At 41.3% G+C, this 12,192-nt stretch carries 15 protein-coding genes; 4 read left to right on the plus strand and 11 right to left on the minus strand.

What is annotated here, in order from left to right; all coding sequences use genetic code 11:
- Nucleotides 1-48: 48 nt before the first annotated feature.
- The gene (locus ABE954_RS01315; RefSeq protein ID WP_042847787.1) at nt 49-444 is read right to left on the minus strand and encodes a hypothetical protein; all 396 of its coding nucleotides are present in this window, start codon (nt 442-444) and stop codon (nt 49-51) included.
- 94 nt (nt 445-538) lie between these two features.
- Complete coding sequence (locus ABE954_RS01320) at nt 539-1,438, minus strand: DNA-3-methyladenine glycosylase (protein WP_042847786.1); 900 nt, start codon at nt 1,436-1,438, stop codon at nt 539-541.
- Nucleotides 1,439-1,588: 150 nt separating this feature from the next.
- On the opposite strand from ABE954_RS01320, the gene ABE954_RS01325 reads away from it, so the two are divergent.
- From ABE954_RS01325 to ABE954_RS01335, 3 genes are read left to right on the plus strand one after another with little or no spacing between them, the layout of a single operon-like run.
- On the plus strand, nt 1,589-2,101 hold the full coding sequence (locus ABE954_RS01325) for a DUF2569 domain-containing protein (protein ID WP_129466933.1): 513 nt from the start codon (nt 1,589-1,591) through the stop codon (nt 2,099-2,101).
- 41 nt (nt 2,102-2,142) lie between these two features.
- The gene (locus ABE954_RS01330; RefSeq protein ID WP_042847782.1) at nt 2,143-2,496 is read left to right on the plus strand and encodes a DUF488 domain-containing protein; all 354 of its coding nucleotides are present in this window, start codon (nt 2,143-2,145) and stop codon (nt 2,494-2,496) included.
- An 11-nt stretch (nt 2,497-2,507) separates the two neighbouring features.
- Complete coding sequence (locus ABE954_RS01335) at nt 2,508-3,032, plus strand: DUF2569 family protein (protein WP_080750921.1); 525 nt, start codon at nt 2,508-2,510, stop codon at nt 3,030-3,032.
- Between the two features lie 35 nt (nt 3,033-3,067).
- Here ABE954_RS01335 and ABE954_RS01340 read toward each other — a convergent pair whose 3' ends face one another.
- The 8 genes from ABE954_RS01340 to ABE954_RS01375 all read right to left on the minus strand — a co-directional run bounded on the left by ABE954_RS01340 (nt 3,068) and on the right by ABE954_RS01375 (nt 10,875).
- Nucleotides 3,068-4,639: an ATP-binding cassette domain-containing protein gene (locus tag ABE954_RS01340; protein WP_210814124.1), complete on the minus strand. Its 1,572-nt coding sequence runs from the start codon at nt 4,637-4,639 to the stop codon at nt 3,068-3,070.
- Between the two features lie 308 nt (nt 4,640-4,947).
- Nucleotides 4,948-5,289, minus strand: a complete 342-nt coding sequence (locus ABE954_RS01345) for a hypothetical protein (protein ID WP_196299261.1) — start codon at nt 5,287-5,289, stop codon at nt 4,948-4,950.
- 398 nt (nt 5,290-5,687) lie between these two features.
- Nucleotides 5,688-7,193, minus strand: coding sequence for a glycerol-3-phosphate dehydrogenase (gene glpD, locus ABE954_RS01350; protein WP_131680895.1), 1,506 nt, complete (start codon nt 7,191-7,193; stop codon nt 5,688-5,690).
- 295 nt (nt 7,194-7,488) lie between these two features.
- Nucleotides 7,489-8,247, minus strand: coding sequence for a DeoR/GlpR family transcriptional regulator (locus tag ABE954_RS01355; protein WP_004262881.1), 759 nt, complete (start codon nt 8,245-8,247; stop codon nt 7,489-7,491).
- A 28-nt stretch (nt 8,248-8,275) separates the two neighbouring features.
- Nucleotides 8,276-9,121, minus strand: a complete 846-nt coding sequence (glpG, locus tag ABE954_RS01360; RefSeq protein WP_042847773.1) for a rhomboid family intramembrane serine protease GlpG — start codon at nt 9,119-9,121, stop codon at nt 8,276-8,278.
- A gap of 16 nt (nt 9,122-9,137) precedes the next feature.
- Nucleotides 9,138-9,461 (minus strand): thiosulfate sulfurtransferase GlpE, encoded by a 324-nt coding sequence (gene glpE, locus ABE954_RS01365; protein WP_042847772.1) that lies wholly within the window; start codon nt 9,459-9,461, stop codon nt 9,138-9,140.
- A gap of 88 nt (nt 9,462-9,549) precedes the next feature.
- Nucleotides 9,550-10,128 (minus strand): Fe-S biogenesis protein NfuA, encoded by a 579-nt coding sequence (gene nfuA, locus ABE954_RS01370; protein WP_042847770.1) that lies wholly within the window; start codon nt 10,126-10,128, stop codon nt 9,550-9,552.
- 63 nt (nt 10,129-10,191) lie between these two features.
- A complete protein-coding gene (locus tag ABE954_RS01375; protein ID WP_272663704.1) occupies nt 10,192-10,875 on the minus strand; it encodes a phosphoribosyltransferase family protein in 684 nt (227 codons plus the stop codon).
- A gap of 54 nt (nt 10,876-10,929) precedes the next feature.
- On the opposite strand from ABE954_RS01375, the gene bioH reads away from it, so the two are divergent.
- On the plus strand, nt 10,930-11,709 hold the full coding sequence (gene bioH, locus ABE954_RS01380) for a pimeloyl-ACP methyl ester esterase BioH (RefSeq protein ID WP_131680894.1): 780 nt from the start codon (nt 10,930-10,932) through the stop codon (nt 11,707-11,709).
- Nucleotides 11,710-11,947: 238 nt separating this feature from the next.
- Here the strand turns inward: bioH and ABE954_RS01385 are convergent, their stop codons facing one another.
- Nucleotides 11,948-12,181: a FeoC-like transcriptional regulator gene (locus ABE954_RS01385; protein ID WP_042847763.1), complete on the minus strand. Its 234-nt coding sequence runs from the start codon at nt 12,179-12,181 to the stop codon at nt 11,948-11,950.
- Nucleotides 12,182-12,192: the final 11 nt, after the last annotated feature.

The raw sequence follows: 12,192 nt of genomic DNA on the forward strand, positions 1-12,192 counted from the left end.
TAAAGCGGTATGGCCTTCCAAGAAAAATATTTAATAAGTGAAAAGGAATTACCTTCTTGCTGTAAAGTCTGCCAAACTCCCCAAATATTCAGGTTCACTTAATGGTATGAGGACAGACTCAGCTAGACCATGAGTGGCGTTTATTATAGTGCACTCAGCGGCCTCCATTCCCCTTACATATTCTGTCGTAAAATTGTTTTGATGCCCTTGTGAAGCTAATGATTTTAATGTCAAAAAGCTTTCAAGTTGCTCAGGCGGTGTGACTAATAGATCACCATGATAAAAATCATTAAGGCATTCATATGCAAGGGGTTCTAATTTGGGAGAGAACCATTCTCTTATATGGCCCCATATTTCGTCGGCTTCGTTAGGTAGTTCATCGTCAAAAAGCCTGTCACCTTGAACATGATGTAAATGGTTTGCACCCACATTGAAATTATCCATAATTATTACCTGATAAAATTTAAGCGATTCAGATAATAAAACATAAGGCCAAAATGAATTAAATCAGGTCATTACCTTAACTTTTAGCTGAGGGTTAATAACCCGCAGCAGATTGACTACGCCACAAATGGGCGGCAACAAGGGCTCGCCAAGGAGAAAACTGTGTTAGCCATTTTTCTGTTTCCTTAGCCGTTGGTGGCTCTTGTTTAGTCAGCAACGTTTGCAAATTACGCCTGACCGCAACATCGCCATGTAAAGAGCCATTTAAGTAATTAAATCCACGAAGGAGTGCATAGCTAACCGTCCAAGGACCAATACCTTTAATTTGTAATAGTTGTTCAGTGATGAAATTTACGTTCTCATGGTTTATTTGCTGTGATAAGTCAATTTGTTGGTTCTCTATTGCGTCACAAAGCGCTCTCAGAGCAACGACTTTACCAATTGAAAACCCTGCTTGGCGAAGGGTATCGTCACTAACTCGAGAAACTTGCAGTACATCCGGAAAACACCAAATTCCTGAGGTATGTTGAAGCCCAACTGCTTGGATAAATCTTCGGCGAATTGCAATTGCGGCATGAACACTGATTTGTTGACCAATAATAGCCCAAACTAAGGCTTCAAAGGCATTAGCTGATTGATAAATTCTTAATCCCTGTTGTTTTTTAATCAGTTTCCCAATTATTGGGTCTGTCATGTATTGCGCTTCAAACTGTTCAACTGGTTGGTTTAATCCTAATAAATGTTTTGCGAGAGAATGAAGCTCAGACTCTTGAGGTATAACGGTTGGCGAGTCAATTTCCAGTGATAGCGTTGCTTGCTGATTTTTAATCATTAAATTTAATTTTGCAGCTTGTTGTTGCCAGATTAATCCTTTGTGCAAGGTATTTCCTTCAACAATTTCTGCGACATTTTGTTGGTCTCTAAGATGAAAGGCGAAGAAATCACTAGAAAGATAATGTGAGGGTAGGGGGAGTTTAACTAAAAATGTTTTCATTATTAAGACCTTATAGGATTTTTCTTTATTCACTATATATTGTGATTAAGCGCATTTAGTTACTCATTTTTTATTAATTAAATATGCTATCTTACTTAAGTCTATTATTTTTGTAATGACATGATGGTTATCTCTAATAAGGACGTGTAGATGAAAATTGAAAATGGGAGTTTACCAGATAGTACTTCGACATCACCGCCAAAACCTACCCCTGAACTAAAAGGGATTGGTGGGTGGCTAATTTTGCCTATGTTAGGGATCGTGCTGTCTCTTATTGTGCTCCCTTTTGTAATTTATAGCCAAAATGCCCAAGTGATCGAATATTGGCATGAACTAACTAACCCACAATCCGATTCATTTATTCCGTTATTTAAAGAGCTGATTTACTTCGAAGTGCTAGGTAACGTTATTTTATATGCTGTCTTACTTTTTCTTTGCTACGTCTTTTTTACTAAGAAAATGTTGACGATTAAAGTGTATATTTTTTTCCAGCTTTTTTCCTTAGCTTTGACCATCACGGATATTCTATTAGCGAGTAGTTTGTTAGGTATAGCGGTGGATGCCTCAGATATTAAGGATATATTCAGAGGTTTAATTGGTTGCGCTATTTGGATACCCTATTTCTTAGTATCAAGACGCGTTAAAAATACGTTTGTGAACTAGTTTGTGTTGTTTCAACGATAATTTATTAAGCAGGAGGCATGATGATTAAGTGTAAAAGAGTCTATGACCCTGTTGCAGATGACGATGGTTACCGGGTACTCGTTGACCGGCTATGGCCAAGGGGGATCAAAAAAACCGACTTACAGCATGATGAATGGAATAAAGATGTCGCACCAACAAATGAATTGCGAAAATGGTTTCATCAACACACTGATCAATTTGTACAATTTACCGAGCACTACCTGCAAGAATTAAACCATACAACGGCATGGCAGCCGTTAGTTTCACAAGCAAAGCAGGGGAGTTTAACGTTATTATACAGTGCAAAAGACACGCAACATAATCAGGCTATTATACTCAAAGCATTTATTGAACAAAAAATGCAAAACTCATAAAGGTTATCGGAATGGATACGCACCAATCAACCACTCAAATAGGGCAGCCAATAGTACAAGGTGTTTCTCAGACGGTTGCGAAAAAACCACTACAAGGGGTCAGTGGATGGTTGATTTTACCCGTTATAGGGTTATTTTACATGTTATACAAAACGGTCATGATGTTATTGCTAGATATTGCACAAGTAAAAACCGTTTGGCCATTAGCGACACAAGCTGATTCTGACTTTTATGTTGCTGGTTTTTCGACAGGGTTTTACCTGTTACAAACAGGCTATGGGGTTTTGATAGCCTTGTTTCTGTGGACATTTATTGCTGCAGCAAAATGGAAAAAAAGCGCGAAATGGTTATTTATCATTACCATGTTACTGTATACCGTGATGATTATTGTGGCTCGCTTTGTTTTCCCCTATACATTCGGTATTGAAGTTAATTATTCGAATGTGATTACAGCGATTAATGGGAGTTTCTACTGCGCCTTATGGGTCCCCTATTTTTTGGTGTCTAGCCGAGTAAAAAACACCTTTATTCGTTAAAAATTGGCCACCGTGGGTTATGGTGGCCAATAGTGTTAATCATCAGAGAGAGTTAACGTGTTGGTGATATTGCACCGTTCAATGAATGCTTCATCATGAGAAACCAGTAATAAACTACCTTGATAATCGTTGAGTAAGTCCTCAAGTAACTGTTTTGAGTCCAAGTCCAGATGGTTATCGGGTTCATCAAGTAACAAAATAGCCGGCGGGTTAGGGCTATGAGTGAGCGCTAACAAGGTGGCTTTCAATTGTTCACCGCCACTAAGTTGTGTTAGTGGCTGTAATGATTTCTCCCCTCGAATGCGTAGCATACCAAGCTGTGTGCGCCATTGTTCAACGGAGAATAATGGTTGGTATTGATGAAGTGCTTCCCCAACCGGCAAGGATTTATCCAGTAAACTCAAATGCTGATCTAAATAACACACTGTGCCACTTAAACGATATTCTCCTGAGACCGCCGGAAGATACCCCATTAATACTTTGAGTAACGTGGATTTCCCGCAACCATTGTTGCCCTGAATATGCCAGTGTTCTCCACTGTATATAGTGAATGAAAGTGGTGATGAATGGCCATAAGGTAACATTAATTCAGAAGCGAAAACGGTTACTTTTCTTCCCTCACTTTGGTAGTTAATCGCCATTTTTTGCGGTTTGATATGGCGAATTTTTTCATGGTTTTCTTGTTGCTGATTTTGTAAGTTATCCATGACGCGCTGATGGCGGTCGGCAACTTTTGACTGCCTTTTTTCGGCACGATTTTTCTGCATATCAAGTAGTAACAAGGATTGAGAACCACCATAACGAATCTTCTCTCCTTGTTTTTTACGTTGAGCCGCTTTTTTCAATGTGATCTGTTGTTGTTTTTTCTCTTGATTAATTTGTTTTTCTAAACGTTCGGCTTGTGCATCAATTGCCGCTATTTCGAAGTTTTTCTGAGTGTCGTATAAGTCATAATTCCCTCCATATTCATACAACCCTTTAGCGGTTAGCTCAAAGGTGGCGTCCATCTCCCCGAGCAATGCCCGATTATGCGATATAACTAAGCACCCAGCGGTATGTTCAGATAACTTTTCACTTAGCCATTGTCGACTCTGCGCATCTAAGTGATTATCGGGTTCATCAAGTAATAGAAAACTATTTTTCTGCAAAAAAGCACGGCAAAGGGCGAGACGTGTGCGTTCGCCACCACTTAAAGATGCAATAGGGGTTTCCATGGAAACGGGTAGTCTGGCTGAGTCCAATAGATTTTCCCATTGAGATGGCAAATGCCATTTATCTTCAACCTGTTCGAAATCATCAAAGGTGCCATTTCCTGATTCAATGCGGGCAAATGCATAATAAATCTCAGAGATGCCTAAAGCATCAACCAATGTATCACCCGCTAATCGAGTTAACTGATCGACGTGGAGAAAGGGAATATTCCAGTGCACGTTACCTTGTGTAGGGGGGAGAGTTTGTGCAAGAAGTCGCATTAAAACCGACTTACCAGTGCCATTATTCCCGATTAAGGCGTTTTTTTGGCAAGATAAAGTCCCGCTCAGTGGGGGAAATAGGGCGGTTTGGTTAAATTCAATATTAAGTTGTGAAAAGTGACAAGCAACAGTCATATGCACCTCCAAAATTGCGAGGACAGACAACGTTGTTGACTTATCAATAAGCGTCGATGAAAGTGGTTGCCTGCCAGGAACAGAAAAATGAATACCAAATTGGTATTGGAAAATATTTTCTGGCAGTGCTTAATTCATCGTGGGGCGTACCTACTAAGTTGAGTAATTTGGTAAGGTGAATGGGTATTATAAGCTGTTTAGCGATAAAGTGTCCAATTTTGTTGGCGACTTTAGGCGCGTTGATTTCTCACCACTCCCTCTTTCTAGGGGCTAAGATAGAGCCGCAGCGCCTTTACAGAAACCTCATACTACGACCAGTCATTTGAATGCTCTTTTGATAAATGGGGTAAGAGCGATAAGAAAACCTCTATTTTTCTTTCGTTGGTCATATCGACAAAATCATCCATCGCAATTTCCACACTATTGATAACATTATTGCGGATGGCAAACTTATACATCAAATGCCCAGTCCAGCTTCGATGAACATAAACATAACCCTCTTCACTATAAGAGAGCCATTTATCTTCCATACATAAGGGTAGCCAACCATTCAGTATGTTCTTCACCTCGGTTTCTGTCAGTGTGTAGTTTAAATGATGAACTAGTGGTTCGTTTTCAAAGAACTTTAGGTTTTTAAACTTATTTATCATTATATTTAACTATCAATAGATATTTATAAGCACAGATTATCAGATATGGGGTTGAGGTCAAAGTGAACTCACGGTTGCTTACGCACTAAACTAACAGCATGCGTGCGCGTCCCGTAAGATGACGTTAGGCCTAGATGTGACGAGTAAAATTTAAGGGGTATTTTGATTCAATAGGGATATGTACTTTATTAGGATTAGGTTTCAAAAAAACGGATGACATGGCATAAATGAGAGGGAACTAAGGTAGTAAGGTATCATCAAAGTTACCTTGTCAGTGATATAGCGCCAAATTAAAAGGCCTGACCCCTGTTGAACAGTAAAATCAGGCCTTACAAGTCACTTAACTAAAAGCCCCTAATCTAGGGAAACATTGTTTAGCGAGTCATGATATTTTGCCGTTATACAGAAGCACGCTCAGATAGCGAATGCTCTGATAACCACTGTGCAATACGTTGTTTTTCTTCATCATTTAGCCACATACCGAGCTTAGTACGGCGCCAGATAGCATCATCTAATTCAGTTACCCATTCATGTTTAACTAAATAACGTAATTCAGCCTCGTAAACATTGGCACCAAAGGCTTCACCGAGATCACTGAGTGAATTCGCACCTTCAAGGATTAATTTACTGTTGCTACCGTAAGTTCTGGCAAAACGCAGGGCTAAGCCTTCAGGTAGCCATTGATAATGTTGGCGCAGTACACGTGCATAGCCGTCACGGTCGCAACCTTCAATATCCCCGCCAGGTAATTGACCATTTTTAGTCCAAGGGCTACCTGCATTCGGGTAGTAGGTGGCGAGCTTATTGACAGCGGCTTCGGCTAATTTTCGATAAGTCGTTAATTTACCACCAAATACAGACAGTAATGGGGCTTTACCTTGTTCATCGTGAATATCTAATGTGTAGTCACGAGTGATGGCTTGTGGTGAATCAGATTCGTCATCACATAGTGGACGAACACCTGAGTAATCCCAAACGATATCGCTAACCGTTAGCTGTTTTTTGAAGTGGTCATTATATACTTTCAGTAAATAGTTAACTTCGTTTTCATCGATTTTGACATCTTTCGGATCACCTTTGTATTCCACATCAGTGGTACCAATGATTGAGAATTCATCCATCCAAGGGATCACAAATACAATACGGTTATCTTCGTTTTGTAAAATATATGCCTGTGGTTCGTCGTGTGCACGAGGAACCACAATGTGGCTACCCTTGATTAAACGAATACCGTAGGGTGATTTCAGTTTCAAGCCATCATCGAAGAACTCTTTTACCCAAGGTCCTGTCGCGTTTACTAACCCTTTAGCTTTCCATGTGTGGGTCTCACCAGTACGTAAGTCTTGAGCTTCAACCACCCATAGGCCATTTTCGCGATAAGCACGAGTTACTTTTGTGCGAGTACGAACTTCACCATTCTTACGTACTACTTCTTGAGCGTTTAACACAACTAAACGCGCATCATCAACCCAACAGTCCGAATATTCAAAACCTTTGGTTAATTCAGATTTTAATACGGAGTTTTGGTTGAATTTTAAACTTTTACTGCTTGGTAAACTGACGCGTTTTCCCAAATGGTCATATAGAAATAAACCAATACGGATCATCCAAGCTGGGCGTAAATGGGGTTGGTGAGGTAAACGGAAACGCATTGGAAAAGCAATATGCGGAGCCAAGCGTAGCAGCACTTCACGCTCTGCTAATGCTTCACTTACCAACCTAAATTCGTAATGTTCAAGGTAGCGTAAGCCACCGTGGATCAGTTTTGAACTCGCAGATGAAGTTGCACTCGCTAAGTCTTGAGCTTCGAGCAGTAATACCGATAATCCACGACCCGCAGCGTCTGCTGCAATACCAGCGCCGTTGATCCCGCCGCCGATGACAATCAAGTCTTTAGTTTCCATGCATCCCCCTGAGATGTTCGAAACACTTTCAATAATGTTCGTTTTCGCTCATTTGATTGTAATCAAATTCCATTAGTATGCCAACTAATAATGAAGAAAAAATAACAAGTGCGTGATATTGGTAACAAACTTTTTTCAATACCCACATTTAAAATAATGTTATTTACAAAGGGAAATTTGAGTTTCGAGCGAAAAAGAACAAGGAACGGAGGATATAAAAAATTAAAGCGAGGGGCAGATATTCAGAAGCATGATGGCAGGCTGGTGCGCTGCCATCATGAACATAATGATTTGATTAGCAAAGTTCGAGCTGGACGTTATGTTGTTCAATCACTTTGAGAATGCTATCAGGTGGTTGTTTGTCGGTGAATAGGTAATCGATTAAGTTCATGTTACCGAGATTAACCATCGCATTACGGCCAAACTTAGAGTGGTCGGTGACTAACATGACACAGCGTGAATTCTCAATAATTGCGCGTTTGGTACGAACTTCGTGGTAGTCAAACTCAAGCAAGGAGCCGTCCATATCAATACCACTAATACCAAGAATGCCATAATCCAACCTAAATTGAGAGATAAAATCCAACGTGGCTTCACCAACAATTCCGCCATCACGGGAACGGACTTCACCTCCCGCTAAAATTAAGCGAAAGTCTTCTTTTGGCATCAATAGAGTAGCAACGTTCAAGTTATTGGTTACTACTCGCAAATTTTTATGATTCACTAACGCATGGGCGACCGCTTCAGGCGTCGTACCAATATCAATAAATAATGTGGCGCCATCAGGGATTTGACTAGCGACATGTTGTGCAATACGCGCTTTTTCATCTGACCACATAATTTTACGGTCGTTATAAGCGGCATTTACGGAACTTGAAGGTAGTGCCGCGCCGCCATGGTGCCGCTGAATTTTATTTTGTTCAGCGAGGTCATTGAGGTCTCGTCGGATGGTTTGAGGGCTAACCTCAAAATGTTCGACAAGTTCTTCAGTACTGACATATCCCTGAAGACGCACAAGTTCAACGATTGCATCATGTCTCTGGGTTTGTTTCACAGCGTTGGCCTCTAATTATTAAAATGTTTTATCTGGAGCTCTGGTGTTTGAAACTTTGCCTATTATCCCATACTCCCATCAATAAGCCGATAATTAACCCTGAAGTATGTGCGGCATTGGCAATATGCATCCCTAAAATATCGAAGTAACCGAAAAAGAGCCAGATAATTGAAAATATCATTAGCCCCCGTGGGATGCTGATACCACTTTCTGGCCGGCGTTCGCCGGTTAACCAAACGTAGCTAACCAAGGCATATACCACACCAGATAAGCCGCCAAAATTATTTTCACTAAATAGTGATTGACCCCAATTACTGAATAAGGCTGAGACCAATAGAATGGTGAAGAGTTTCCCTGTTCCCAGTTTTCGTTCAACTTGCCCAGCAAGGAACCACCATAATGCAAGGTTGAAGCCAATGTGCGATAACGAAAAATGCACCAATGCAGGGCTAAACCAGCGCCAAAGTTCAGATTGTTGGTCGCCAATTGGCCAAGCTAGGTAACGTAAAACTTCACGCGCATCTGTTATTTCTACCCAAAGATATACAATAATCGACAACACAATAACAGCGATAGTTAAAGGGCCTGATTGCTCTTTTAGGTAATTCCATGTGAGATAATTTCGGTACTGAAATTGGGTATCTGCACTACCGGTATGCCAACTAGCTTCTAGATAGCGGGGGTGGTTAGGGTCTTGTAAAAAGATATCGAGTTCTTTGCGTACTTGAGAAAGATGTTGGTCATCTTCTAACCAAAGTTCAAATAGCGGTTGCTCCTGCGATGGTTGCATTTTTAAATGAATATTTTGGCTTGCCATGTAATCAACAAATGCTTGCGCCATTCTCGGGTTAGCAAAAGAAGTGATGTGGATCATGAATACGTTTTCTCATCTAGAGCGCCGTGACGGCTTGTGGATATTCCCTTAACCAAGCTTCAAACCCGCCATTAATGCTGTAAACAGATTCATAGCCGATGTTGATCAGATATTGTGCAGCACCTTGACTGCTATGCCCGTGGTAACACATGACCATGACGGGTTGTTCATAATCCGTTTGTTCCAAAAACTGACTGAGTGACTCGTTGGTAAGGTGATAAGCCCCACTTGCATGGCCTGCACGGAAGCTTTGTGGATCACGTACATCAACAAGTATAGCAGTGCCTTCTAACCAATGTTGATAGGCTTGCTCGGGTGTTAGTGTCTCGAAATGGTCCATAAAATACCGAATATAGTGGGGAAACCCCCATAAAAGATAAAATTAGGCACCTGTAAGCAGAAAAACAGGTGCCAGACATCAATGGCAATTAGTAGAAAGAGTGCTCGCCACGTTGGTGCTCAGTTAGGTCTTTAACGCCTTTTAACTCACCATCAAACATTTTTAGTAATTCTTTTTCGATACCCTCTTTGAGGGTGACATCGACCATAGAACAACCATTACAACCACCACCAAATTGTAGGATAGCAAAACCATCATCGGTGATTTCCATCAGAGAAACACGGCCGCCATGGCTGGCTAATTGAGGGTTTATTTGTGATTGTAAAACATACTCAACACGCTCAATTAATGGCGCATCATCAGAGACTTTACGCATTTTTGCGTTTGGTGCTTTTAACGTTAGTTGTGAACCCAGTTGGTCAGTGACGAAATCAATTTCAGCATCGTCCAAGAATGGGGCACTAATTTCATCAACATAAGCAGATAATTTTTCGAACTTCAGTTCTTTATCTGTTGCTTCAACGGCACCCGGTGGGCAGTAAGACACACCGCATTCTGCTGTTGGTGTACCTGGGTTGATGACAAATACACGGATTTGGGTTCCTGGCTCTTGATTTTCCAACAACTTGGCAAAATGAGCCTGTGCTGCTTCAGTAATATTAATCATAATCATTTGCTCAATAATAGTTGACTGCTTTAGTTGGTTATAATACGCCCATTTACCCCTTTCCTACAAGGTGCGACAGAGTGACCACGCATCAACAGTATGCGCACCCGCACAAATCAACAATTTTGCTGCGGAGTTCATTGTAGAACCTGTGGTAATAACATCATCAATAATAGCGACATGTAGGCCTGAAACTGACGTTTCTAAGGTAAATGCACCTTTAAGGTTAGCTCGGCGATGCTCTCTTTTTAGTGTAATCTGTGCCAGTGTATCATGACTGCGTAATAATGAATTTTGTGAATAGGGAATATTTAACCATCTGGACAATATTTCACCAATTAAGGCCATGTGATCAAAGCCGCGAAACCATAACCGACGGCGATGTAAGGGAATAGTCATGATTAAATCGGGTTTTTGCCATTGATGATGGCGGTAACCAGTGAGCCAAAATAAAACAAAAATTCGGGCTAAGGAAAAGGCAAGTTGTGGCTGTTTATTAAATTTAAAACAATGAATGAGTTTACGTAATGGGGCTTGATACGGTGTTACAGTGACCAACTGGTGCCAAGCTGGGGGGCTCTTTAGGCAACGACCGCATTCATTAATAGGCAGCTCACAGGGCAAAGCACAACGAGAGCAACTCACCGGCATTTTCGGTAACCCTTTGAGGCAAAATGAACAAATGCCCTGATGACTTAATTTTAGTGATTGGTGGCATAGCCAACAGACCCCTTCCATTGTTAGCATGGTAATGTCCTGTTAAAAATATTCGACTAAGAAATGAACGAAGAGAGTGTAACCATGACAAAGTTATATTGGCAGACCGTTGGCGATGGAAAGCAAGATATTGTGTTACTACACGGATGGGGGCTGAATGCGCAAGTTTGGCAAACCATTATTCCGCGGGTCGCTTCGCATTTTCGTATTCACTTGGTTGATTTACCTGGTTACGGTCGTAGCCAAGGCTTTCCGCCAATGAGTATTCAATCTATGGCGGATATTTTATGGGCACAGGCTCCGAAAAATGCCATTTGGTTAGGGTGGTCATTGGGGGGGCTGGTGGCAAGTCGTATCGCTCTTGACCATCCCTATGAAGTGACAGGGCTAATAACAGTAGCATCATCCCCTTGTTTTAAAGCCGATGGCAGTAACTGGGCGGGGATCAGACCTGAGGTTTTATTAGGTTTTGAGCATCAGCTCGCCGCTGATTTCCACCGCACCGTTGAACGTTTTCTAGCACTGCAAACGCTTGGGACAGAAAGCGCAAGAAATGATGCAAAGTTGCTAAAATCAGTTGTTCTCGAGCAGCCTATTCCGACGGTAGAAACGCTAAATGCGGGGCTTGAGTCATTACGTACCGAAGATTTGCGTGAGGAATTGAAAAAACTGCCAGTGCCATTCTTACGCATTTATGGTTATCTTGACGGGCTTGTCCCACGTAAAGTGGTGCCCGTATTGGACGAGCTTTATCCACACTCTCCGTCTGTGATTATGCGCAATAGCGCTCATGCCCCGTTTATTTCACATCCTGATGAGTTTTGTGAGTATTTATGTGACTTTCAAAGCCGATTGGAAGAGTAAATAGAACCATCAGTCATTAAGGGGATTTTTTAAAGCGTATATTCTGCTAACTATAGTTCCATAGCAGGCTTTTTATTACAGCACTTTATGTTATCCCCTTACTTCAAAAGGAATCGATGATGGTTAATGATTTATTGACACAAACTAAACCCCAATATTCCGGCAGAGGTCTGGTTTTTTAAGAATTCAACTATGCGATAAAAAGAATTGCAGGTTTATGACATTCCTTCAAGGTGCCTCACTTTATCTTATACACAAAGTGCGCACAGTCGGTGCTTTCGGGGCAACCCTTGCAACTGCTACCTGTCAAACAAGCACTCACATCGACTTTTTCAATTTTGCCTAGACTCACTAGCTTTTCAGCCATGGCTTGGACTAACGGAATTGGGGTATTGAGGCGCTCACTCAGTAAAGTGATGTCAGCTTGCCCATATAAGGCGATTAAATCTCGAACTTGTAACAAGCTGACCATCACGTTATTCC

This window comes from Providencia sp. TYF-12 (assembly GCF_041344805.1).
Lineage (GTDB): Bacteria > Pseudomonadota > Gammaproteobacteria > Enterobacterales > Enterobacteriaceae > Providencia > Providencia huashanensis.

Bases quoted from the DNA above. Each gene is read 5' to 3' on its own strand.
- bioH (WP_131680894.1), top strand. From the start codon at position 10,930: ATGACAAAGTTATATTGGCAGACCGTTGGCGATGGAAAGCAAGATATT.
- glpG (WP_042847773.1), bottom strand. From the start codon at position 9,121: ATGATCCACATCACTTCTTTTGCTAACCCGAGAATGGCGCAAGCATTT.
- glpE (WP_042847772.1), bottom strand. From the start codon at position 9,461: ATGGACCATTTCGAGACACTAACACCCGAGCAAGCCTATCAACATTGG.
- ABE954_RS01335 (WP_080750921.1), top strand. From the start codon at position 2,508: ATGGATACGCACCAATCAACCACTCAAATAGGGCAGCCAATAGTACAA.
- ABE954_RS01340 (WP_210814124.1), bottom strand. From the start codon at position 4,639: ATGACTGTTGCTTGTCACTTTTCACAACTTAATATTGAATTTAACCAA.
- ABE954_RS01320 (WP_042847786.1), bottom strand. From the start codon at position 1,438: ATGAAAACATTTTTAGTTAAACTCCCCCTACCCTCACATTATCTTTCT.
- ABE954_RS01315 (WP_042847787.1), bottom strand. From the start codon at position 444: ATGGATAATTTCAATGTGGGTGCAAACCATTTACATCATGTTCAAGGT.
- ABE954_RS01345 (WP_196299261.1), bottom strand. From the start codon at position 5,289: ATGATAAATAAGTTTAAAAACCTAAAGTTCTTTGAAAACGAACCACTA.
- glpD (WP_131680895.1), bottom strand. From the start codon at position 7,193: ATGGAAACTAAAGACTTGATTGTCATCGGCGGCGGGATCAACGGCGCT.
- ABE954_RS01375 (WP_272663704.1), bottom strand. From the start codon at position 10,875: ATGCTAACAATGGAAGGGGTCTGTTGGCTATGCCACCAATCACTAAAA.
- nfuA (WP_042847770.1), bottom strand. From the start codon at position 10,128: ATGATTAATATTACTGAAGCAGCACAGGCTCATTTTGCCAAGTTGTTG.
- ABE954_RS01385 (WP_042847763.1), bottom strand. From the start codon at position 12,181: ATGGTCAGCTTGTTACAAGTTCGAGATTTAATCGCCTTATATGGGCAA.
- ABE954_RS01330 (WP_042847782.1), top strand. From the start codon at position 2,143: ATGATTAAGTGTAAAAGAGTCTATGACCCTGTTGCAGATGACGATGGT.
- ABE954_RS01325 (WP_129466933.1), top strand. From the start codon at position 1,589: ATGAAAATTGAAAATGGGAGTTTACCAGATAGTACTTCGACATCACCG.